We start from the raw sequence: 24,027 nt of genomic DNA, 5'->3' as shown, positions 1-24,027 counted from the left end.
AGAAAAGTATCTGGAAAGCTTGGTCTTGACTTGAGCCAACTAAGTAGAGGCGCTTTGACAACGCCTTTAAGAGTTCATTTCTGGACGAATTAAGAATCTGCGCGTCTTTAGACCGCAGAGTGTCAAATCTAATCTAATAATCTAAAATGGTGCGTTACGACGAATTGTTAAATACCTTTCACAATCTAAATTTTAGCCGTCTAACGCACTCTACAAGTTTTGCACACTTTTAGCGGTGCCATATCCATATATAGTAGGTTTCTCTGATTTTCTTTTTAATTCACTAAAAAACGAAGGTTCTCTCGTATCGTTGAGAGAACCTTCGTTTATATTTAACCTGGCATCGCGCTATTTTACCGGGCAGCTACCCGCCGAGTATCTTCGCCACCATAGCGTTTAACTTCCGAGTTCGGGATGGATCGGAGTGGGTCCACTACGTCATAGACACCAGGAAAAGCTAATAATTAGATATATTAATTATTTTATTTTTTTTCTAACCGTTTCAGGTGTTAGGTGCTTTTTTTTTCCTGACATTTACTACTATAAATATCTTTTTCAGAAATGTCAACCCCCTAAGCAAATTTTTTTTAATCTCTGAATTTCCGGCCAAGGGGAGTAGGGGAGCAGGGGAGAAATTCAGATAAATCTTAGATTGTTGCCCTGTTATACACCTTATAAAAATCTAGACAATCCTAAACATGCTCTTCATCGGTGATGTTGAGCGAAATTCCTGCTCACTCGTCCATAAGTCTACTGGCAAAGAAGGTTAATGTTCTGCTCAAACACATTGAGTTTAGAATTCCCTAGGGGGGTTTTCGTCAAACACGAAAAGTCGAGTGCCAAACACTCCATAATTGTTGCTAAAATTCTTTTCTCCTAGCAGACATATGTAATAATAACACAGATTAATGGCATAAAAACATAGACATTTTGTAGATATAAGTATTGGATAGTCCATGTTTTGAAGCTTTAGCAAGCAGCAGTAAGTATATAGAACCCTTTTGATATCTTTGCACGCGGTATGTGCTTTTGGCTCAGGTCTTTAGGTAGGGCAATCATCAGATTGGCCACGTACAGGAATCAGAAGTTAGGATATTCAGTTAGAGAATAGGGGAAAAAAGTTGAAATTTTCTCCCATCTCCCCATCTCCCCAAATTCCCCTCCTGGGAGGGGTTAGGGGTGGGTCCCTATCTCCTCATCTCCCCTCTTTCTCATACCATTTAACCACCTGTTGGACTGTCAAATCTTGGAGTGGTACGCCAAATTCTTGAGAAATCTCCTTTAAAGGACGTAACGAGGAGATGACTAACCTAGTAAAAAAGGTCTCAAAGTTAGCATCTACATCTAAATGTTCCTTAATATTCTCGTCCTTTTGAATCCAAGTAGTTATTTGCTCTGAGGGTATTTCTTCTGGAGCTAAATCTGTTTCTTCTGCCATTTGCTTCAGACACCTCAATGAATAAATGGCCAGCCGCGTTGAAAACTTGTCTTTGGAAGTTAGGAGCGCCCCATCAACTTGAGCAGATTCCTCCGCTGTTAAAAATTCCATGGATTGTTGCATATTAATTTTTGATTTTATATTTTTGATTCAGGAGAAAAGGGGAGTAGGGGAGTGGGGGAGTAGGGGAGATTGAAGTAATTATAGAATGGTAAACACATATCATATTTATCAAAATAATATCGGTCTAAAACCCCGCCTTGACTGGCGAAATATTTTTGGAACCTTGCTCAAATCCTCATTACAAAAATAACTTCTGAGTTCTGAGTTCTGAGTTCTGAGTTCGTTGAATAACCGGATTCTATATCAGAATTAGACACTCATTTTTATAGCAAGGAACAAGAACAAGTTGTTTAGGACAGAGACTGATGATAAAGGAAATGTTTCCCCCCTATTCCCTATTCCCTGTTCCCTGTTCCCTGTTCCCTCTCTTAGTTATTAAATAACCACAACGATGTTCTCCATTAACAATCCAATGAGTTCTCTCCACAGTACAATCAGGCAGTACAGCACCAAACATCTCTAATTCATGGCCACAAACACTGGGGAAAGATTCGGCCACACTGGAGATAGCACAGTTGTGCTCCATAAATATGTAGCGTTCAACGGGCAACTGTGGTTCTCCTATTTCTGCTGAGGAAGCTGAATCACTTTTGACTTTTGAATTCTGAATTTTGAGCGATCGCTCGTCCACTTCCTGAGATTCTACAGGAGACCACTCTGCCATGAAACCCTCTGCTTTGCGGAGTTCTACTAAATGGGCTACGCGTTCCTGCACTTTTCCTGTCCCTAATAGTTGGCGATAGTGCATTGCTTTACGCTGCCATTGTTTGTGGAATACTTGACTGAGTTGGTCCTGGCCAATAGTTTCGGCTAAGGTGTCAAGGAAGGAAACGGCAAATTCATCATAATTATGGGGAAAGCGATCGCGTCCTTGAGTTGTTAATTGATAAATATGTTGTGGCCTTCCCATCCCGGTTTGTACTGACTTATATATAATCAGTCCTTCTGCTTCTAAGTCTTTTAAATGGCGACGTATAGCTTGGGGACTAATTTCTAAAGATTCTGCCAACTCTAAAGCGGTGGCTTGAGTTCGCTTCATTAAATGTTGTAGGATTTCTTGTTTGGTCGAATTTTGTTGGGTAATTTCCATTTTGTCAAAAAAAATACTTAAATTGGACTTTGACAATATCATTGTTGTTAATGTAACCTAAAATAGACTTAAACAACAAATAAGTTGTTTAAGTGCCTACTAAAGGCCATCTAAATTACTAAAGAAGTAAATATAACTAGGAAATAAATACAATGACTGCTAAAGTAACAACCTTAGTTAATCAACCTTATAAGTATGGTTTCGTTACCGATATCGAATCAGAAACTATTCCTCGTGGACTGAGCGAAGATGTAATTCGTCTGATATCTGCTAAAAAAAATGAGCCAGAGTTCATGCTCAACTTTCGTCTGAAAGCATATCGAAAGTGGCTACAAATGAAGGAACCAGTATGGGCACAGGTTGACTATCCACAAATAGATTATCAAAATATTATTTACTATTCTGCACCAAAAGTTCAAGATAAGAAGAAAAGTCTGGATGAAGTAGATCCTACTTTGTTAGATACTTTTGAGAAACTTGGCATTCCCCTTTCGGAGCAGAAGCGTCTGAGTAATGTTGCGGTTGATGCTGTATTTGATAGTGTTTCTGTTGCGACTACTTTTAAGGAGAAACTTGCTGAAGATGGTGTGATTTTTTGTTCTATTTCTGAAGCAGTGCAGGAATATCCAGAGTTGGTGGAAAAATATCTTGGTAGTGTTGTACCTGTAGGGGATAATTTTTTTACTGCTCTTAATTCTGCTGTATTTAGTGATGGGTCTTTTGTCTTTATTCCTAAAGGTGTAAAATGTCCGATGGATCTTTCTACTTACTTCAGAATTAATAACGGAGATGCTGGTCAGTTTGAGCGGACTTTAATTGTTGCTGAGGAAGGTAGTTCAGTAACATATTTGGAAGGTTGTACTGCTCCAATGTTTGATACTAACCAACTTCACGCTGCTGTAGTTGAACTTGTCACTCTTGACAATGCTGAGATTAATTATTCGACGGTGCAAAACTGGTTTGCTGGTGATGAAAATGGTAAGGGTGGTATTTATAATTTTGTGACTAAGCGCGGTTTGTGCAAGGGAGTAAATTCTAAAATTTCTTGGACGCAGGTAGAAACTGGTTCTGCTATTACCTGGAAATATCCTAGTTGTGTTTTGGTGGGGGACAACTCCGTGGGAGAATTTTATTCTGTTGCTCTGACTAATAATAAGCAGCAAGCAGATACAGGTACGAAAATGGTACATATTGGCAAAAATACTCGCAGTACAATTATTTCTAAGGGTATTTCTGCTGGCAACTCTGCTAATAGTTACCGTGGTTTGGTGAAAATGGGGTCTGGTGCTAAGGGGTCGCGGAATTATTCTCAATGTGACTCAATGTTAATTGGCGATCGCGCTCAAGCAAATACTTTTCCTTACATTCAAGTAGATAATAATACTGCTAAGGTTGAGCATGAAGCTTCTACTTCTAAAATTGGGGAAGACCAACTTTTCTATTTTACTCAACGGGGAATTTCTGCTGAAGATGCGGTGTCTATGATTATTAGTGGTTTTTGTAAGGATGTTTTTAATGAGTTGCCTATGGAATTTGCTGTTGAAGCTGACAAATTATTGAGTTTAAAGTTGGAAGGAACAGTGGGATAATTAATAATTAATAATTAATAATTAATAATTAAGAGCTGATTTGTAAACTGAGTTGAAGCTCATTTATACTATTGGTTTGCGGAAAATTATGTCCTGGGGGATAGTGTCAAATTCTTGCATTGTAAAGCATTTATCCTCTTAATATTTACTTTGTAAATCAGCTCTAATAATTATTAATGGATAATTGCTAATTATGAAAAATAATGTAGTCAAAGAAAAATTATTTGCATTTGCACTACGAATTGTTAAACTGTCAAAACACCTTAATCAAGAGAAACAGGAGTATGTTTGATCAAAGCAATTACTTCGTAGTGGTACAGCAATTGGTGCTTTGGTGCGTGAAGCTGAATACGCTGAAAGTCCTGCCGACTTTGTACATAAAATGGCTATTTCTCTAAAAGAGGTCAATGAAACTCTGTATTGGTTAGAGCTATTACATCAAGCAAATTACATTGATGTCAAAGGGTTTGACTCAATTAATCAAGACTGCATAGAACTCTTAAAACTTCTGACAGCTATTGTCAAATCGACCAAATCAAATAATTATTAATTATTCATTATTAATTATTCATTATTTACGGATGACGGCTATTGTTAAATCGACCAAATCAAATAATTATTAATTATTCATTATTAATTATTCATTATTTACGGATGACGGCTATTGTTAAATAGGCAAAATCAAAAAACCAATAAAAAGTTATCAATTATTCATTATAAATTACAAAAGAGGTATATATGATTAAAGAAAATAGCGAAGTTATTTTATCTGTTAAAAATTTAACTGCTAATGTAGAAGGAAAAGAGATTCTTAAAGGCTTAAATTTAGAAATAAAAGCTGGAGAAATTCATGCCATCATGGGGCCAAATGGTTCCGGTAAAAGTACTTTTTCTAAAGTATTAGCAGGTCATCCTGCCTACGAAGTTACAGGGGGAGAAATTACATTTTTAGGCAAAAATTTATTAGAAATGGAACCTGAAGAACGTTCATTAAATGGCATTTTCTTGGCATTTCAATATCCCCTAGAAATTCCTGGAGTTAGTAATTTAGACTTTTTGCGAGTTGCTTATAACACTAAACGTAAACATCAGGGATTAGAAGAATTAGACGCTTTTGATTTTGACGATTTGGTGCAGGATAAATTAGATATTGTCAAGATGAAACCAGAGTTTTTAGACCGCAGTGTAAATGAAGGCTTTTCTGGTGGAGAAAAAAAGCGAAATGAAATCTTACAAATGGCATTGTTAGATCCAAAATTAGCAATTTTAGATGAGACTGACTCAGGGTTAGATATTGATGCTTTGAGAATAGTAGCAAATGGAGTAAATGAATTAGCAAATGAGTCAAATTCTCTGTTAGTAATTACTCACTATCAACGTTTATTAAACTATATTGTGCCAGACTTTGTTCATGTAACAGAAGGCGGTAGAATTATTAAAACTGGTACAAAAGAATTAGCATTAGAATTAGAAGAAAAAGGTTACGATGATTTGATTGAAGAGGCAAAAGTGGGAGTGTGAAAAGTATGCAAGTTTCTGTAAAACCAGAGATATCTTATTTAGACAAGTTACTGAAAGAGTGTTGTAAAGGAGTATCTCCAACGGTACCGCCAGAATTTCCTCTAGATGGAAAAATGGCAAGTTGGTTACAGCAAGTACGCGATCGCGCAGGAACCTGGGTGCGTGAGTTGGCCTTTCCGACAAAGCAAGATGAAGAATGGCGGTTTTCTGACTTGTCTGCAATGATGAAGTTAAATTTTCAAGCACCTGCACCAGTAAATTTGGATGCTTTGAATATTACTCCTTTTATTTTGCCGGAAGCAACAGACAGTCGGTTGGTATTTGTGAATGGGGTATTTGCACCAAAGTTATCATTAGTCGAAGGTTTGACAGATCGAGTGTTTGTCGGAAACCTAGGGCAGTTACCTCCCGAATATCAAGACCGCATCGGAGATTATTTGGGGCAACAACAGGGAAGTAAAGAAGTATTTACATCCCTAAATACTGCTGGTTTAACTGATGCAGCAGTGGTATGGTTGCCAAAAAATCAAGTTGTAGAAAAACCAATACATCTATTATTTATTGCGACTCAGACTGAAATTCCGATTTTGACTCAGCGTCGTTGTTTAGTAGTAGCGGAGCGTAACAGTAGTGCGACAATAATTGAGCATTGTGTTACGGCAGAAGTTATTTGTCCGGAAGCACCCACTTCTCGCCCCTATCTGACAAATACAGTTACAGAAATATGGGTAGAGGAAAATGCGGAAATTAATCATAGCAGGGTGCAGCGAGATGCAGGAACAGCATTTCATATCGGCAAAACAGCGATCGCTCAAGCGAAGAATAGTCGTTATACTTGCAATGCTATCCATTTAGGGGCAAAATTATCTCGTCATAATTTAGAAGTTTCTCAAATGGGCGAGGGAACGGAAACTAATCTTTATGGTTTGGCATTTATTGGGAATGAGCAAGAAGCAGATACTCACAGTGCCATTATTTTGAATCATCCCAATGGTGTAACTGAGCAACTTTATAAGTGTATTGTTGATGACAAAGCACATTCTATATTTAATGGCAAAGTCTATGTTTCTCAAACTGCACAGTTGACTAATGCAGCTCAGTTAAATCGTAATTTGTTACTTTCTTCTGGTGGGAGGGTTGATACAAAACCGCAATTAGAAATTATTGCTGATAATGTTCAATGTTCCCATGGTGCAACTGTTAGTCAGTTGGATGATGATGAAGTGTTTTATTTACAAAGTCGAGGTTTGAATGAAGAAGTAAGTCGTAATTTATTAATTGATGCTTTTGCAGCAGAAATTATTAACAAGTTGCCCTTACCTTCTTTGCAAAATATTTTAAAACAATGTGTTGCTTGTAAAGTGTAAAAGAAGGAAGAAGGAAGAAGGAGGAAGGAGGAAGGTGAGTTAAAAAATTGATTGAGACTTATTACTCCTTGGAGATTAATTCCTCCTTCGGTGTAGTAAAGTTTCAAAGAGAGTAATAAGGAAAAAGTAAAAAGAAGGAACTAAGCAAGTGAGCTAAAAAGTTGATTGAGACTTATTATACCAATTCCTAAAAGTAACGCTATACTTGGGTAAAATTTCAGTTATTAACTAATTAAAACAGACCGAATCACCTTTTTGCTAAAAATAGCCCAGTTAATGTTAATTATTCTTACTTTTTACTTCTCCCTAACTCCCCGACTCCCCGACTCCCCTGCTCAACAAAATGTAGAAAAGTTTTTGATAAATGGTATTACTCCTTGGGGACTAATTCCTCCTTCGGTGTAATAATGAGTTAATAACTCATAGCTGATAGCTGATAGCTGATAGCTAAATGCTTACTAATAACTGATAGCTGAAAAAATGACTATTATTCAAGAAAAAACACTAGGTGAAAAAGTACGGGAAGAATTTCCGATTTTAAATCAGGAAATAAATGGTAAACCACTGGTTTATTTAGATAATGCTGCTACTTCACAAAAACCTCTAGCAGTTATTAATGCTTGGCAAGAATATTACCTGAAATATAATTCTAATGTGCATCGTGGTATTCATACCTTAAGCTCAAAAGCAACAGATGCTTATGAAGGGGCAAGAGATAAAATAGCTGCTTTTGTCAATGCAGCATCTCGGAATGAAATTGTTTATACTCGAAATGCTAGTGAAGCAATTAATTTAGTCGCCTATTCTTGGGGTTTAAATAATCTCAAAGCAGGAGATGAAATTATTGTCTCAGTTATGGAACATCATAGTAATTTTGTTCCCTGGCAAATGGTTGCTCAAAAAACTGGAGCAGTTTTAAAATTCGTAGAGCTAACCAAGACCGGAGAATTTGATTTTGAACAATATAAAACTCTAGTTTCAGATAAAACAAAATTAGTAGCAGTTGCCCATATTTCTAATGTTTTAGGCTGTCAAAATCCAGTGCAAGAAATCTGCGCGGTCGCTCATCAAAATAGAGCAAAAGTATTAATAGATGCTTGCCAAAGTGTACCTCATATAAGAGTAGATGTACGGGAAATAGATTGTGATTGGTTAGTAGCTTCCGGTCATAAAATGTGCGCTCCTACTGGTATTGGTTTTCTCTATGGAAAATTAGAATTATTAGAGAAAATGCCTCCATTCTTAGGAGGAGGCGAAATGATTTCCGAGGTATTTTTTGACCATTCCACCTATGCCGAATTACCTCATAAATTTGAAGCAGGAACACCAGCTATTGGAGAAGCGATCGCTCTTGGTGCAGCAGTAGATTATCTGACAAATATAGGTATGGAAAAAATCCATAATTATGAAGCAGAATTAACTACTTATTTATTTGAAAGATTGAACCAAATTCCTGAAGTTACTATTTATGGGCCTCAACCAAATGAGAAAGGTGAAAGTAGGGCAGCATTAGCATCTTTTACTGTAGAAAAAATTCATCCCAACGATTTATCAACAATGTTAGATGAAGCAGGTGTAGCAATTCGTTCCGGTCATCATTGTGCCCAACCTTTACATAAATATTTGAATATTTCATCCACAGCTAGAGCAAGTTTATCTTTTTATAATAATCGTAATGATATTGATGCTTTTATTGTTGCTTTGAAAGAAACAATAGAGTTTTTTAGCAATATTATGGGTTGAGAGAGGAGTCAGGAGTCAGGAGTCAGAAGTCAGGAGGAAAGAAAGAAGTAAGAGGAGGAAAAGGAGAAAGATACAGTAGGTTGGGTTAAGCGTAAGCGCAACCCAACAAATACCTAAACCAAACCTACATTAACAGTTATTTTTCACTCTTAAATTTATGGTTATGGATAGCTCTTAGAAGTTAAAAATGCGAAATATTATGACCGGAGCATAGTTGATTATATTTCTTTGTTTAAGCAGAAATAATGTAAGTTATGCTAATGTCCTATGTGTTGAATTTTGTTCCTCAACCCAACCTACAAAAGTGAATATAGAATTAAATCATAATTGTAAGAAACCCTTCTGCTTTCTGCCTTCCTTCCACTAAAGTGTAAATATTCAAGCAGACATGATATGAGAGACTGGAATCTAAATAAACTTATAGTTATTAACTTAATTGTTTTGAATATTGCGATTATTTGTCTAGCGGTGGCGTTAATTTTTTCACCTAATAAAACTTTGGCAACTTCCATTGCTAAAACTACACCTAAAATAGAACAAAAAATTGAGGCGATCGATTCAGAAAAGTTAAGTCAAGGTAGAGGTAGAAAATATGAATATAAGGTTGAATATCAATTTGGTTTTCCTCAAAGTAATGAAGAAAGAGACCGCTATATAGAAGCTTTAAACGATGCGGGTAAAGATGGATGGGAATTAAGTCAAACTGATGTGGTTTTTAATCCTTCTAGTGGGCGAGGATTATATATTCTGATATTTAAAAAAGATAAATAGTTGAAGAAGGAAGAAGGAAGAAGGAAGGGATGATTATTTATAAGTTATATCAAGTCTCATTAATTAGCAATAATAAAAATCTTTTCTCTGATAAATTTATCCCTTTTCCCTGTTCCCTAAAGCAATAAAACCTTGTAATTCATCAACTCGATAACTGCTGTAATTAATCCTATTTTTGGGGTGCGTCTCATATTTGCAAAAATACTTTTTTCCTATATATTCCCTATTCCCTGTTTCCTGTTCCCTGTTCCCTAAAAGCGATAAATTTTTGGCTTTATTCAAAATTGAGATTCACCCTATTTTTGGGCTGTCACTTCAATAATTTCTGTATCCATAATCATCTTACTGTTACTGACTAAATCTTCGTGTTTATTCGTATTTAGGGTAACAGTTATTTTATTGCTGCCTGGGTCTAAATTTCCCAGATAATACCAATTGCTATAAATTCTAGTAATTTTTTTGTCATTGATATATAAATGAGCATGACCTTCATTAGGATTACTACTTTGATTTACTGTTTCCGGGGCAAACTTAAAGTTAGTTAGCTTCAACTCTAAATTCCATCCTTTCATAGTATCCTTATAAGCAACTAAATCAACTTCAGGAACTGGTTTATCTGCTGGAATTTCTATTTTTTTATGACTATGACCCATACCCCCATGAGACTCATCAGCAATTAGATTGTTACCAGAAGAATGAACTGTTTTAGCAATTCCTAATCCCGCAGTTACAATTAGTATGATTGATGTGAGTTTTAATAATTGTTTCATCCTTGTTTTTCCTTTATTTTATAATTTTTAATTTTTTTATAATGGGTAAGGGTAGTTAAAATGTCAAAAGACAAGCCGTCATACTTGAAAATTTAGAACGTAGGAAATAGTTTAAACACAAATTATATTATGTCCGTTTTGATAGTTAGTTAGGTTGAAAGTTTGAGATAGCGATCGTTATTTCATTAAAAAGGGGATTTCAACCCCTCCTAAAATTAAACGACAACCTAGAAGTTGGGGGTTTAAACCCAAGTTTTCAGCACGCTAAAAGCTGAGTGCTGTTTGCAGAGCATTCCGGTACGGAAAATGCTGATAGCTAGTTAAAAGGAGGTAAGCATTCAGCTATTAGCACTAAGCAGTCAGCAATTAGTAATGAGTAATTACTTCTAAGGTTTAGGAAGGGGAATTTGCCAGTAACTTTTATTCTTTCTCAATTTTAAAGGTTGCTTTTATCTTCCTCAAAATTAATAGCTGATAGCTAATAGCTGACGGCTGAATGCTTACAAAAGGAGATAATAAATTGAATAATATTAACACACTCAAAGCCATAGAATTATTTTCTGGAATTGGTGGATTTTGTTTAGGAATGAAAGCTGCAAATATTGAAACTATTTGGGCTAATGATATTAACGAACTTTGCTGTCAGGTTTATCAAAGTAATTTTGGTAGTGACTCAATAGTATTAGGTGATATTAATAAAATTCAGATATCAAACATTCCCGAACATGATATTTTAACTGCTGGTTTTCCCTGTCAACCATTTAGTCAAGCTGGCAAAAAAATGGGAATTAGAGATAAAGTTAGAGGAACACTTTTTGAGCGGATTATTGAAATTATTCAAGCCAAACAACCACAATATTTTTTATTAGAAAATGTCAAAAGAATATTAACAATGGAAAAGGGGTCTCATTTCCGAATAATTTTAAATGCTCTAGCTGCATTAGATTATTTTATTGAATGGCGAATCATTAACCCAATAAATTTTGGTATCCCCCAAAATAGAGACAGAATTTTTATTTTTGGCACAAGAGTAAATTCAACACAAAAAATACTCGATCTAGAAAAATTTTATGTATTTTTAACAGAGAATGATTTTGACAGCTTACCCTGGAATAAAAATAGCGAAATAGAAACATCTATGCAGGCTATTCTTCATGGTACTAGCAAAAATTATCACTGGGGCATTGCGTATAAAAATAAATTTTATAGTCAATCTTTACCTTTAATGCCTGACATCAAACCCCGAAAAAAACTCAAAGATATTCTGCAACATGAGTCAGAAATAAATACACAATTTGATTTTACCTATGAAACTATTGAAAGAATCAAACAGAGCAAAACTATCAATAGATATTGCAACGGTGTCGAAATATTATATAACCAGGGTGGAGGAGCGCGTCTTGGCTATACTATCTTCGGTATTAATGGGGTTACTTCCACATTAACTGCCTCTACTTCTAGACATTATGAAAGATATCAAGTTGGTGATAAATTTCGCCGTTTAACTAATGTAGAATATGCTCGCTTAATGGGATTTATTGATAATTGGTGTCGGGTTGCTAAAATTTATCACCAATATGCTTTATATGGTAATTCAGTTGTGCCAGATTGTGTAAAATGGATATGTCAAAGAATAGGCAAACAAAACTTTAAATTTAACCATCGGACTTGGCAACAATTAACATTATTTAGTTAATTCAATACTAATAAATATATGAAATAACTGACACTATCATTGTTTAAAACTGAAGCAGCAATTTTTGTTAGAGAATTAACTGTTAGACCAATTTTTGATTTGTACGGTATTACCGATGGTAAAGCAATAGGAACTTATGTAGAACAAGCATTCAATAAATATTTAATATCCAAATATTTATATACTCCAGGGAGTGCAGCTAGTGGGATAGATTTTCCAGAATTAGAAGTAGATTTGAAGGTAACTTCTATTCGACAACCACAATCATCTTGTCCGTTTAGAGATGCTAGTCAAAAGGTTTATGGATTAGGCTATCATCTACTTGTCTTTGTGTATGAAAAAATAGATAATCAAGAATTACGAGCAGCAAGTTTAAATTTTAAAAGCGCGATATTTGTAGCCAAAGAAAAAACAGGAGATTATCAAACAACACGAGGTTTACTAGAAATTATTAGTCGTAATGGTAATGAAGATGATGTAATAGGATTTTTAGAAGATCGTAACCTTCCTTTAGATGAAATAGGACGGGAAATTTTGGCTGAAAGAATAATAAAAGAACCTCCACAACAGGGTTATATTACTATCTCTAATGCTTTGCAATGGAGATTACAATATAGAAGGATTATTGAACAAGCAGAAATTGGAAATATAGCTGGAGTGGAAAATATTCTAGGTTAAAATATCTATCAAATATAGCAGAAGGAAAAAGAAAGAAGGAAGAAGGAAGAAGGAAGAAGGAAGAAGGAAGAAGGAAGAAGAAAAAATATTGCTTTGTCTGAATTTTAGGCTTTTAATATGTCCTAACCTTTCCTTCGACTGCTATAACAGGTCATTTCAGTTATCAGTTATCAGTTAGCCTCCTTCGGAGGAACTGCGGACTTCAGTAACTCTGCAATAAGGAGGCAAGAAAATACGGAATTATCTTTTTTTTATCCCCAATGATACCCGCTCTAAAAGCACATCATTAAATAAACTCAAGATTATCAATTTGAAAATATCTAGAAAGATGCAAAAATGAAAATATCTAAATAGGATTTGCTGATTTTTTCCAAGCAAGTCATAAACATAGGAAAATCTCCACAAAAATTATTCAATTATTGCTAAATAAAAAGCAATAAAATACAAAAACTTGCCAAATAAAAAGACTTGTGCATTAATAACTAAGATATCCCGAATAAATACATGACCTATGCTAGAAATTAGTGACTTATTTGATGAAAACCTTTATCTAAATGTTAACCCCGAAATTGCAGAAGCAGTAAACAATGGCATCGTACAAAGCGGCTTTGACCACTTTATTCGCTTCGGTCAATTTGAAGGGCGAGACCCCAGTATTTTTTTTGATACTAACTTTTATTTAACCAATAATCCAGATGTTGCTGCCTTAGTTCAACAAAACTCAATCACTCCCATTCAACATTTTATTCAAGTCGGTCAATTTGAAAATCTCGATCCTAATTCTCAATTTAATACCGATATTTATCTCCAAGAAAATCCAGATGTTGCTGATGCAGTTCAACAAAACTTATTAACTACCATCGAACATTTCGTTAATTTTGGTATTGCTGAAAATAGATTATTTTCCCAAAATTTTATCGGCACAATATTTGATGTAGTTGTTACAAGTGCAGCTAATAATGGTAATGATGCAGCCATTCGTTTTGATGGTTTAACTGGTCGATTAATTGGTGAATTTCCTAATGGTGGAGAATTAACCGACCCCAGAGATATTGTACAAGAAATTGATGGGTCTAATACTGTTTTAATTAATGGTGGAAATGACAATGTTTTACGCTTCGATGCCACTACAGGAAACTTCATTGAAACATTTACTGAATTTCCCGAATTAAATGGTGGAGGTGCCGTTTTTGGACCAGATAATAATTATTATGTAGGGGCGCGATCGCTAGGTTCAATTGTACGTTTCAACGGTCAAACTGGAGATTTTATTGATGAGTTTATTCCCTCAGAATTAGTAGATTTTCCCAGAGGTTTTGTATTTGGTTCCGATGGCAATTTTTACTTAGGAAATGGTGCCGACCCAGCAACAGGTGGTGGCGGTGGAACAGTCATTCAATATGATGGTCTTACGGGTCAAGTATTGAATCCTAATTTTGTCAATGACCCTGAATTAAGTCCCCTAGATGTGATTAATGGTCTGGATGGCAATATCTATGTCAGCAGTGAATTTCCTTTTGGTCAGGATGATTCGGTAGCTAGTGTTCGCGTGTATGATGTTGAGACAGGAGCGTTGTTAGATGTACTTGATGCTGGTTTAGATGCAGAGGAAGTGCCAATATTGGATGCCCCAAGAGGGTTAGGTTTTGGACCAGATGGTAATCTCTATGCTAGTAGCACTGGTACTGGTAGTGTGGTTCGTTTTGATGGTGCAACAGGTGACTTTATAGATGTGTTTATTGAGTTTCCTCAGTTGAATGGTCAAGCATTAAATTTCGTTCCTGCGGAAAATTAAGCCATCTAATTAGTTATGATACAGTAGGTTGGGTTGCGCTCCCGCTTAACCCAACAAATACCAAGTTGGACTTATACAAAGAAATTATATCAAATCCGGTAGCATTGGTGTAATTAGATAAAGAATGTGGAGACCCACCCCTAACCCCTCCCAAGAGGCGAATCTGGGGAGATAAAATCCCAGGAGGAGAATGTGGGGAGATCAAGAAAGATTTGGCAATGGCGCTTGTGATGTAACATTTTTTTATACCTAATTAACCAGATTTGATATTAGACTTGTCGCTTTATAACTTAAAAAATCCCCAAAAACTTTGTTCTGTAAGGATTGTAGCTATTGGCAACCAAAAAATCTGGGAATTATTGCTCTGTCTAGGTTGGAACGATTTTTTCCCTCTATTTAGCGACAACTCTATTATATATAGTCAGGAAAAACTATGCGGACATAATCTAAGTTTTGCTAATGTCTTATCTATTAGACGTCTCCAGAAAAGAGGGAATAGGGAATAGGGAATAGAGAATAGGGAACAGGGAACCCACCCCTAACCCCTCCCAGGAGGGGAGTAATTGATAATTTATGGATAAGAATTGATTTTATTTTTGATTTTGGAGATGTCTATTGGGTTTTGTTATTCAACCCAACCTACATTAATGATATTAACTGTTATTTTTCACGATTAAATTTATGGTTATGGATGAGGGAGTAATTAAATATAATTGTCATTGGGTTAAAGAGGAACCTGTGACAAGCGATAGCATTACTGATTTAATGAAAAAGCGAGATTTTATGTACTCGTTAGGATTAATTGGTGCTTATGAAAATGGCATTGGTTTTGGTAATGTTAGTCAGAGAATAAATGACTCAAATCAGTTTATTATTACTGGCACTCAAACCGCCCATTTAGAAACTTTAGGACCGGAATTTTACACGGTAGTTACTGATTTTAATATTGAGGAAAATAGCCTAACTTGTTGCGGACCTGTTAAAGCTTCTTCTGAATCTTTAACTCATGCTGCTATCTATTATTATCAACCAGAAATTATGGGTATTATTCATATTCATAATTCTCAGCTTTGGCAAGGACTTATGTATAAAGTTCCTACTTCTAATCAAAAAGTACCTTATGGTACTCCACAAATGGCAAAAGAAATATTTCGTTTGTTTGATGAGGAGAAGTTAGGAGTAGAAAAAATATTAGTAATGGCAGGTCACGAAGATGGGATAATTTCTTTTGGGAAAGATTTAGATGAAGCTGCTAATATTTTGTTGAATTTTGATCGGACATCTCTAGAAAAGAGGGAGTAGAGCAGTAGGGAAGTTGCATACAACGTCCGAGAACGGGAAGTAAACATAAGAATAATTAACAATAACTGGGGTGCTAAATTTAATCTCGCCCTGCTCCCCTACTCCCCACCCTCTTTAATCTAATTACACCGATGCTACCGGATTTGATATAACTCCTGAGTCCTAAGTCCTGAGTCCTGAGTCCTGACTCCTAAAGACTTATCCATACCCACTATGTTGACGAATCTCTGGAGGATGAAAAGCAAGTACAATTCTATGCTTCGGTACTCCAGCACCAACAAGTTCATCCGTAGTACCATCTTCAATACCATCGTAGTGAATCCAAATTTTATCATTGCGGATTTCAGCATGGACAATAGTACCATATACACGGCGACTATCCTCCCATCCTTCATGGACTAACAGAAAATGGTTGCGATCGCTACTAATGATCGTGTATGTTTTCACATCACCATAGCAGTAAGGAAGATCGGCGTAGTATTGCAAAATTGGCGTTGCTGATTTGAGGTATGAAATTCAACTAGTGGTAAATTTTCAGCCAAAACAATACTGCAAATTATACCTATTTCTTCCTAATTTAATCACCGAAAAACTTGTTTCTACCTACTCTGCTGACTCGGTCCTCCTGACTCAGTCCTCGGTCTTCCTGTGAAATCATACATTTATTCAGCAACGCCGCAAAATTTTTATGAGTGTTTCACGCCATTTTTCCAGGTCTAAGAGTTGATTTGTGGTTTCCATTGAATAATTTCCTCAATCTTGGCATCAAAAACAAACAGACGAAAACCAGGTTCTTCTAATAAAAGTTGTCCAACTTCCTCCTTAAAAAAGGTTTCAAAAATATTGCGCTTGACTGCTAAATATATTTGACGTAATGGGTCTTGTTTCTTGAGAATTCTACTATATAAAAAGAATTGCCCCCATGCTTTTTCAGGCGTTGCTTAAATGTAATGATAATTAGACATCTACTCCATCCATAGGGAGTAGGGAGTAGGCAGCTTTGCTGTAGGGAAGCCACCCGCGGGGCCCGACCGTGGAGGGGAAAGAATTGATAATTTCTTTGGGATATAGATATTGATTTTTGATTCTTGGAGATGTCTATGAGCTGAAGGTAAAATTGAAAAACTGATGTTTTGCGCCCAAAGTTAATCTCAAAATCATTATAGCGCTGTGCGCAGGCAACAGCTCATCTGGCAACAGGCAGCAGGGGGAATAAAAAACCGATAATATAAGACTTTTAGCTCTTGGACACCTCTTGTAATTTGTAAATATGCCAGCGCACATTGCTATACCACTCAGCAACGCCCTTTTTCAAGTTCATTAACTAATTCCTGTTCCCTGCTATACGAACAATATAAACTTGACAAAATGAATCAATATCAAATATAGTTAAAGACGCTCAAAACTATAGAGTAAAAGGAGTAAAATATGAGTGGTGGAAAAAGCCTCCAACCGACAAAATATGCCGAACATCGGTATAAGATCAGTGCACCAATTGATTTTGATGTGGCAGTGAACTACGGTGGTGCATTAATGGCGATCGCTGGAGCAGATGGCGAATTAGCAGAAAAAGAATTCCAGTGGTATATTGATGAACAAGAACTTTTGTTCGTAGACTCTACGGAGTACATTGAAACGCTACGCAAATTCGATTGGAAAAATGCTAGCATTGAGGATATGTTGAGTGGTATCAAGTACGATTTTCCTCTGAATTTTCGCCGTTCCATGTTATACCAAGCGATTAAGATGAGTCGAGCTGATGGAGTTTACCAAGAAAAAGAAAAAGCTGCTGTGGCTAAAGCAGCAGAAATTTTAGGAATTGACCGTAGCATGGTTATTAGCATTGAGTCATTAGCTGAAATGGAAGAAGCGACCGAGCGACTGCGACTTGCTTTATTTGAAACGGAAGTTTAATTCTTCTTTAAACCTGTTTATAGAGGATTTTGATATGTCGATCTTATGGGTAAGTATATCAAAATCCTCAATTGTGTTTTAGAGTTAGTCTAACTGCATTCATAGTTTGACGGCAGATAATATCGATCATTTTTTCATATTGCGATTACATTCAAGATTGCTCTCAAGAATATCTATATAGAATGAGTATAGCGCTACGCGCAAGTCAAAAGTCAGAGGTAGTTCTGCATAGTAATGGTAATATATTCAAATAGGTTAATAAAGTTAAGTTTGTGGAGATCAATTGTCCTGAGTGCCAGTCTACTAAAATCATTAAATATGGACATACCCACGATGGTAAACCTCGTTTCCGTTGTACTCATTGTGGGCGACAGTTTGTAGAAAATCCTAGCCGAGGATCTATGGATGAAGCAACAAGAATCATGATTGATCAAATGTTGCTCTTATAGAACCCCTAAACGGATCTATTTAAAAATAGAGAAGGAGATGGGGAGATGGGGAGATGGGGAGATGAAAGCACATACCGCGTCCAAAGATACGCTCAGGGGTTCTATAAAGATCCGATAATATTGTCGGTAATTTGAGCAATATTTTGGTGTTGACTTTCTCCTAATAATCCCGCCAAATCCAAGGCGAAATCCCTTTTTTTGAGCTTTGGTTTTGAATAAATCATCAAATTTTTGACACCACTTTTGAAACCATGGCGGTAAGGCAGACAAGGTTGTTTGTTTGAGCAGCTATCAAATTTAGGTAAGAACCATAATATATCATAATTTTCACCTCAGAGACTGCATTTTTTTTTGAAAGTCCAGCTAATATCATGTCCATTGATATCGTTTGTGTAAAAGTGAGCGTGAATATCTACAGGAAATTTAAGTTTTTTTTCTTGCTCTTAAGCCTTCCTGTCTGTTGCCTGTTGCCTGTTGCCTGTTGCCTGTTGTCTGTTGCCTGTTGCCTACCTTTGCTATACAATACCGATGCTACCGGACATGATATAAAGCCCAACTACAAACAAATGTATTGCTGTAGTAGATAAAAACAATGAGTTTACAAACAACTGATTTAATGTTAATTGCTGATGGAGAAGCAGCACCTGTGGAGGCCAAAATTCCACCACGAAAACCAAAATTTTATGACACATTTAATTATATAGCTAACCCCGATCGCTTCTGTCGTCAAAACTTCAAAAAATATGGTCCTATATTTAAAACAAGTGTTTTTGGTGGAACGACAGTATTTGTAGGGAGTGTCTCAGCAATTAAAATGGCCTTCAACGGAGACCAGAAATATACAGAAATTGCGCTACCAGCAACTACAATGGAGATGTTTGGCGAGTACAGTCTATTTCAACGTCCTGACTTACATCGTCAACGAAAAACAGCACTAGCTCCTGGTTTGACTGGTGCAACATTGGAAGGATATGCAACTCACATTAATAATATTATTGCTCAAGGCATCAAAACATGGGCGAATAGAAAAATTCAGCTATATCCAGAAGTGGAGAAAATTAGTTTTGATATACTCACACCTCTATTGTTAGGAATTAGCTTAAATGACTCCGTTCCAAAAACTTTTGAGGGGTTGCCAATTTCCTCTAAAGCGGAATTAAAAGCTTTATACAAAACGTACTTTGATGGTTTTTATGGATTGCTCAAATGGAAATCTCCTCTCACAACATTCGGTCGTGGAATTAAAGCACGGGTAAAATTGATTGAGTTTATGGATGCTGTCATCAAACGGCGACTAGCGGAAAATGAAAAGATTAACCCGACTCAAGATTTCCTGTCAATGATGTTAGCTAGTCAGCAGGAAGACCCAGATGGAGTATTTAGCGATATTTTGATTAAAAATCAATGTCTTTTGCAATTGTGGGCATCTCATTACGAAATTTCAGGGTTTATCTCTTCCTTAATATATCAACTTGGCAAGCATCCACAAATATTACAACGATTACGACAGGAACAGGTACAAATATTAGGAGAAAATAACAACTTTAGCCAGTTTTCACCAGAAGATTTGAAACAGATGATTTTTCTGGAAGCTTCCATTAAAGAAACTCTCCGCACTTTACCGCCAAGTTCTACTGCTAGTCGTCGGTTAACTCAATCTGTTGTACTCGATGGTGTTCTCTACCGGAAAGGTTGGACTTTGATTGCAGAACCTAGAATTGCTCATATTATGCCTGAATATTTTCAGCAACCAGAGAAATTCGATCCGAGTCGTTTTTTGCCGGAACGTGGTGAGGGTAAGATGTATGAATTTATCCCTTTCGGCGGTGGTGTTCACGCTTGTTTGGGAGCGCAGATGGCAATATTAGTTAGCAAAGTGTTTGTATCTCATTTACTACAAATGTTTGATTGGCAACTGATGGGAGAACCAAGGTTTGTTCAATTTCCCCTGAAGAAAATTAAAGATGATTATCAAATAGAGATTAAATCTATAGCAGGGAATAGGGAACAGGGAACAGGGAACAGGGAACAGTAGGAAAAATTTTTCTATTTCTAAAGTTCATCATCAGTCTATGTCAAATACCAACTCATTCTTTGCTATAAATATGCAAATATTAGTATCAGTATTGTTTCTAGGTATCTGCTTTTTTCTCGGCGCTCTCCCACTCACTGGTTTAATAGTTAAAACTCTGGCAAATATCGACCTCAGAAAAGTCGGTACGGGTAATGTTAGTGTGGCAGCAGCGTTTACTCACGCGCCGAAACCAGTGGCAATAACAGCAGTATTAGCAGAAATAGTTAGAGGTATCGCGCCAGTTTTAGTAGCAAAAGTGTTATTTCCAGAGATTTTTACCTTACAGTTAGTAGGATTAATTTTGTTAGTCGCAGGTAGATATTTTATTGCTAAAGGTGGGGGTGTGACTAATGCTAGTTGGGGAGTTTTGGTTTATTCTCCTATGGTGGCATTGGGTTCGGGAATTACAGGATTATTAATATTAGTAATAGGAAAAAAAATATTTCCTCAAAAAAATCAAAATATCCGACAATGGGCAGCTCGTCTGGGATGTCTCAGTAGTTTTTTCTGGGTATTATTATTTCGCCAGGACGCATCTTTTTTTGAAGTTTTCGCATTATTAGGATTAGCAATTCTATTAGTAGTAATAAATCTGAGGCAAAGTGATGATATGGCTTTAAAGAAACAAATTATATTTTCTCTCGATAATCAACTAGATACCAAAGTATGTGGTGAGAAAGCAGCTAGATTAGCTCAATTGAAAAAAGCTGGTTTTAATGTTGTTAAAGGTTTTGTTTTGCCTGCAACTGAAGTAGGGAGTCGAGGCAATTGGAATAAGGAAGTTAATTCTTCATTACCTACTATCAACTCTCCTTTACCGAAGCTGGATAAAATGTCTATTAATTTTCCCCTAATTGTTCGTTCTTCTGCTGTGGGGGAAGATAGTGATAATAGTTCTGCTGCCGGACAATATCAAACTATTTATCCGGTGAAAAATCAAACGGAATTATTAGAAGCAATTAATATTTGTCGTCAATCTTATTGGTTGCCAGAAGCTGTTGCTTATCGTCGGCAAAGAGAAATTCCTGATGCGGAAATGGCAGTATTAATTCAGCCTTATATTATTAGTCAAGTTGCTGGAGTAATGTTTACTCGTAATCCTTTAGATGGTGGTGCAAAAATAATTATTGAAGCTCTGCCAGGAGGTGCAGAAAAAGTTGTGGGTGGGCAGTTTAGTCCGGTACATTTAGAAATTGTTGAAGAAGGAAGAGGGAAGAAGGAAGAGGGAAAAAGGCATCCCCCCTTGCCCCCCTTTGAAAGGGGGGAGGAAGAAGGAAAAGGGAAAAACTGGATTGTGACTCAAACTTCAACCAATTTTAACCCTGTAGGCGACGGGGAATTAAACCTAAAAGAAAAAGATAAAAATCAATCTTTAGAGCAAGTAAAAAATCAGGATATTTTACCTGAAAAAATTATTCAAGAATTGGTAAATCAAGCAGAGGCTATAGAAGTCTTTTTTCATGGTTTACCCCAGGATATTGAATGGTGTTGGGATGGTGAAAAAATTTGGATTTTACAAAGTCGCCCCATTACTAATCTCAGACCAATTTGGACGCGAACTATTGCAGCAGAGGTAATTCCTGGGGCAATTCATCCTTTAACTTGGTCGATAAATCGTCCTTTGACTTGTGGAGTTTGGGGAGAAATTTTTACTATTGTTTTAGGGGAAAAGGTAGCAAAATTAGATTTTACTGAAACGGCAACTTTGCTCGGTTCCCATGCTTATTTTAATGCTACTTTGTTAGGGGAAATTTTTAGAATGATGGGATTGCCGGAGCAGGGTTTAGAGTTTTTATTACGAGGGCAAAAAATGGGAAAACCGCCTTTAGGAAAAGTGTTGCCTTCTTTGCCTGGTTTATGGCGGTTGATTAAAAAAGAAATGGCAGTTGACCGAGAGTTTGAACGGGACTATTATCAAATTTTTATTCCCGCTCTACAAATTTTAGAAAATAATTTCAAACAAAATTCGTCTCAGTCTTTATCAGAATTATTAGACCAAGCAGAACAAATTCAAGCATGGTTAAAACCGATTACTTTTTATAATATTTTGGGTCCTATAGGTTTGGCAATTAGGCGATCGCTCTTCCGTGTTTCTGAGGAATGGTTGCCTACTGATACTGCACCGGAAATTGTTTCAATTAGAGAATTACAAAAATTAGCAGTTAAGTTAAAAATGGCAACTAATTATGATGGGGAAATAGAGGCAGAGTTTGAGCAAAATCAGGAATTACAAAGGGAGTTTCAGCAATGGTTGGAAAGTTATGGTTATTTGAGTGAAGTTGGTACGGATATTGCCGTGGCAACTTGGGGAGAAAAGCCGGATAATTTCCGTGAGTTATTATTTGCAATGGCTCGGAAAGGTGAGGGGGAAAAAGATAATTTTAAAGAGAGTTTTTCGGTAAGGTCTTTAAACTTGTGGCAGAGGTGGCGACTGGCGCAATGTGCAAAACGTGCGATAACTAAGGGGAAAATTGCTGAGGTTTATGGGAAATTTTTGGCTTATTTACGACTGACGTTTTTAGCAATAGAAATAAAAGTCAAAAGTCAAAAGTCAAAAGTCAAAAGTGATGAGCGACAAGAAAATTTAGAAGTTAAAAGTCAAAAGTCAAAAGTCAAAAATGATGACTTACAAGAAAATCTAGAGGTTTTTGAAGAAAAGGGTGATATTTTTTATTTGGAATTTGAGGAAATTCGGCAATGGATTTTAACAGTAGGTTGGGTTGAGGAACGAAACCCAACAAAAGAATCCCTCCTAACCCCCCTTGAGAAGGAGGGGATGTTTAGCGATCGCCTCCTTGATCGGGCAGGAATGTTTAGCGATCGCCTGCTTGGACAACTTATCTGTGAAAGAAAGGAACAGTTGGAAAAAGACCGCGATCGCCTAGTTCCCTCGGTAGTTTACGGCAATGTCTTACCACAGGAAAATCCAGAAATTGCAGCGACTGCTGAGAATGCCTCTATTTTGTCAGGTATACCTGCAAGTGTCGGTTCTGTGGAAGGTTATGTGAAAGTTTGTCGTAGTGCAGGAGTGAGTATTGCTGAAGGCGAAAATCCCATTATTGTTGTGCCTTATACGGATGCAGGTTGGGCACCATTATTATTGAAGGCAAAAGGTATTATTGCTGAAGTGGGGGGACAGTTATCCCACGGAGCTATTATTGCGCGGGAATATGGCATTCCAGCAGTAATGAATGTTTCTGGAGCGATGACTCGTTTACAGGATGGGCAAAAAGTTAGGGTAGATGGGTATCGGGGGACGGTGGAATTGTTGTAGAGTGTGGGGAGTGTGGGAAGTGTGGGAAGTGTGGGGAGAGAGGGAAGAGTTGGAAAGGGAGAGCGATCGCCTATTTTCTATTCCCTGCCTTTACCAACAGACTTTTTCCGCAAACCCTAATTATCAATTATCCATTATCAATTATCCATTAATGAATTCTATCCCAGGAACTTTTCGATAGATTAATTCAATCTGACAATTAAAATGTACACTAGCAAAATTAACTTTTTCTCCCCTATTATAAGTGTGAGAAATCCAAATTCCTTGTTCATTTTTCCGAAAACATTCTATATTCATCTGAGACTGATATCATGTCCGTTTATATCGTTTGTGTAAACCCAAGGGTGAATATCTACAGGAAATGATGGTTTTTTCTTGCGAGGGTAGCCTTCTTCCCTCTTCCCTCTTTCTTCTTCCTTCTTCCTTCTTCCTT

Annotated in this window: 19 protein-coding genes, 1 rRNA gene and 2 pseudogenes; 16 read left to right on the top strand and 6 right to left on the bottom strand. The window is 36.5% G+C overall.

Annotated features, from left to right (window positions below):
• Positions 1 to 335: 335 nt before the first annotated feature.
• The 3 genes from rrf to sufR form a co-directional block, all read right to left on the bottom strand.
• Positions 336 to 452, bottom strand: a 5S ribosomal RNA gene (gene rrf, locus F6K06_RS29555).
• 743 nt (positions 453 to 1,195) lie between these two features.
• A complete protein-coding gene (locus F6K06_RS29550; protein WP_124147754.1) occupies positions 1,196 to 1,561 on the bottom strand; it encodes a hypothetical protein in 366 nt (121 codons plus the stop codon).
• Between the two features lie 328 nt (positions 1,562 to 1,889).
• Complete coding sequence (gene sufR / locus F6K06_RS29545; RefSeq protein WP_124147753.1) at positions 1,890 to 2,651, bottom strand: iron-sulfur cluster biosynthesis transcriptional regulator SufR; 762 nt, start codon at positions 2,649 to 2,651, stop codon at positions 1,890 to 1,892.
• Between the two features lie 152 nt (positions 2,652 to 2,803).
• On the opposite strand from sufR, the gene sufB reads away from it, so the two are divergent.
• The 7 genes and pseudogenes from sufB (at position 2,804) to F6K06_RS29510 (ending at position 9,642) form a co-directional block, all read left to right on the top strand.
• Entirely contained in the window at positions 2,804 to 4,240 is a 1,437-nt protein-coding gene (sufB, locus tag F6K06_RS29540; protein ID WP_124147752.1) for a Fe-S cluster assembly protein SufB, read from the top strand.
• Between the two features lie 304 nt (positions 4,241 to 4,544).
• Positions 4,545 to 4,790, top strand: a pseudogene (locus tag F6K06_RS29535) (four helix bundle protein); the annotation flags it as partial.
• Between the two features lie 188 nt (positions 4,791 to 4,978).
• Positions 4,979 to 5,761 (top strand): Fe-S cluster assembly ATPase SufC, encoded by a 783-nt coding sequence (gene sufC, locus F6K06_RS29530; protein WP_124147751.1) that lies wholly within the window; start codon positions 4,979 to 4,981, stop codon positions 5,759 to 5,761.
• Positions 5,762 to 5,766: 5 nt separating this feature from the next.
• Positions 5,767 to 7,128: a Fe-S cluster assembly protein SufD gene (gene sufD, locus F6K06_RS29525; protein WP_124147750.1), complete on the top strand. Its 1,362-nt coding sequence runs from the start codon at positions 5,767 to 5,769 to the stop codon at positions 7,126 to 7,128.
• A 276-nt stretch (positions 7,129 to 7,404) separates the two neighbouring features.
• A complete protein-coding gene (locus F6K06_RS29520; protein ID WP_282433650.1) occupies positions 7,405 to 7,533 on the top strand; it encodes a hypothetical protein in 129 nt (42 codons plus the stop codon).
• A gap of 75 nt (positions 7,534 to 7,608) precedes the next feature.
• Positions 7,609 to 8,871 carry a SufS family cysteine desulfurase gene (locus tag F6K06_RS29515; RefSeq protein ID WP_124147749.1) on the top strand — a complete coding sequence of 421 codons (1,263 nt, stop codon included), beginning with the start codon at positions 7,609 to 7,611 and terminating at the stop codon, positions 8,869 to 8,871.
• A 441-nt stretch (positions 8,872 to 9,312) separates the two neighbouring features.
• On the top strand, positions 9,313 to 9,642 hold the full coding sequence (locus F6K06_RS29510; RefSeq protein ID WP_161564759.1) for a DUF4177 domain-containing protein: 330 nt from the start codon (positions 9,313 to 9,315) through the stop codon (positions 9,640 to 9,642).
• Positions 9,643 to 9,938: 296 nt separating this feature from the next.
• Here F6K06_RS29510 and F6K06_RS29505 read toward each other — a convergent pair whose 3' ends face one another.
• Positions 9,939 to 10,412, bottom strand: a complete 474-nt coding sequence (locus tag F6K06_RS29505) for a hypothetical protein (protein WP_124147747.1) — start codon at positions 10,410 to 10,412, stop codon at positions 9,939 to 9,941.
• A 520-nt stretch (positions 10,413 to 10,932) separates the two neighbouring features.
• Here F6K06_RS29505 and F6K06_RS29500 point away from each other — a divergent pair.
• The 4 genes from F6K06_RS29500 to F6K06_RS29485 all read left to right on the top strand — a co-directional run bounded on the left by F6K06_RS29500 (position 10,933) and on the right by F6K06_RS29485 (position 15,883).
• Entirely contained in the window at positions 10,933 to 12,108 is a 1,176-nt protein-coding gene (locus F6K06_RS29500) for a DNA cytosine methyltransferase (protein ID WP_287242598.1), read from the top strand.
• Between the two features lie 39 nt (positions 12,109 to 12,147).
• Positions 12,148 to 12,786 carry a restriction endonuclease gene (locus F6K06_RS29495; protein WP_240039201.1) on the top strand — a complete coding sequence of 213 codons (639 nt, stop codon included), beginning with the start codon at positions 12,148 to 12,150 and terminating at the stop codon, positions 12,784 to 12,786.
• Positions 12,787 to 13,297: 511 nt separating this feature from the next.
• On the top strand, positions 13,298 to 14,581 hold the full coding sequence (locus F6K06_RS29490) for a hypothetical protein (protein WP_124147745.1): 1,284 nt from the start codon (positions 13,298 to 13,300) through the stop codon (positions 14,579 to 14,581).
• Positions 14,582 to 15,262: 681 nt separating this feature from the next.
• Complete coding sequence (locus F6K06_RS29485; protein ID WP_124147744.1) at positions 15,263 to 15,883, top strand: class II aldolase/adducin family protein; 621 nt, start codon at positions 15,263 to 15,265, stop codon at positions 15,881 to 15,883.
• Positions 15,884 to 16,081: 198 nt separating this feature from the next.
• Here F6K06_RS29485 and F6K06_RS29480 read toward each other — a convergent pair whose 3' ends face one another.
• Together F6K06_RS29480 and F6K06_RS29475 are read right to left on the bottom strand one after the other, a co-directional pair.
• Positions 16,082 to 16,372: a XisI protein gene (locus F6K06_RS29480; protein WP_240039204.1), complete on the bottom strand. Its 291-nt coding sequence runs from the start codon at positions 16,370 to 16,372 to the stop codon at positions 16,082 to 16,084.
• Between the two features lie 227 nt (positions 16,373 to 16,599).
• Positions 16,600 to 16,803: pseudogene (locus tag F6K06_RS29475) on the bottom strand (element excision factor XisH family protein); the annotation flags it as partial.
• A gap of 508 nt (positions 16,804 to 17,311) precedes the next feature.
• Here F6K06_RS29475 and F6K06_RS29470 point away from each other — a divergent pair.
• The 5 genes from F6K06_RS29470 (at position 17,312) to F6K06_RS29450 (ending at position 23,775) form a co-directional block, all read left to right on the top strand.
• Positions 17,312 to 17,797 carry a TerB family tellurite resistance protein gene (locus tag F6K06_RS29470; RefSeq protein WP_124147742.1) on the top strand — a complete coding sequence of 162 codons (486 nt, stop codon included), beginning with the start codon at positions 17,312 to 17,314 and terminating at the stop codon, positions 17,795 to 17,797.
• Between the two features lie 272 nt (positions 17,798 to 18,069).
• Positions 18,070 to 18,246 carry an IS1 family transposase gene (locus F6K06_RS29465; protein ID WP_287277754.1) on the top strand — a complete coding sequence of 59 codons (177 nt, stop codon included), beginning with the start codon at positions 18,070 to 18,072 and terminating at the stop codon, positions 18,244 to 18,246.
• A gap of 592 nt (positions 18,247 to 18,838) precedes the next feature.
• On the top strand, positions 18,839 to 20,281 hold the full coding sequence (locus F6K06_RS29460; protein WP_287242593.1) for a cytochrome P450: 1,443 nt from the start codon (positions 18,839 to 18,841) through the stop codon (positions 20,279 to 20,281).
• Between the two features lie 37 nt (positions 20,282 to 20,318).
• Positions 20,319 to 23,594: a glycerol-3-phosphate acyltransferase gene (locus F6K06_RS29455; protein WP_287242590.1), complete on the top strand. Its 3,276-nt coding sequence runs from the start codon at positions 20,319 to 20,321 to the stop codon at positions 23,592 to 23,594.
• Position 23,595: 1 nt separating this feature from the next.
• On the top strand, positions 23,596 to 23,775 hold the full coding sequence (locus tag F6K06_RS29450; RefSeq protein ID WP_161564757.1) for a hypothetical protein: 180 nt from the start codon (positions 23,596 to 23,598) through the stop codon (positions 23,773 to 23,775).
• Positions 23,776 to 24,027 lie beyond the last annotated feature (252 nt).

Origin of the sequence: Okeania sp. SIO1H4, from assembly GCF_010672695.1 — a bacterium.
GTDB classification, from domain to species: Bacteria; Cyanobacteriota; Cyanobacteriia; order Cyanobacteriales; family Microcoleaceae; genus Okeania; species Okeania hirsuta.
Note: the sequence above shows the minus strand (reverse complement) of the source record. Positions and strands in the feature narration are given on the sequence as shown.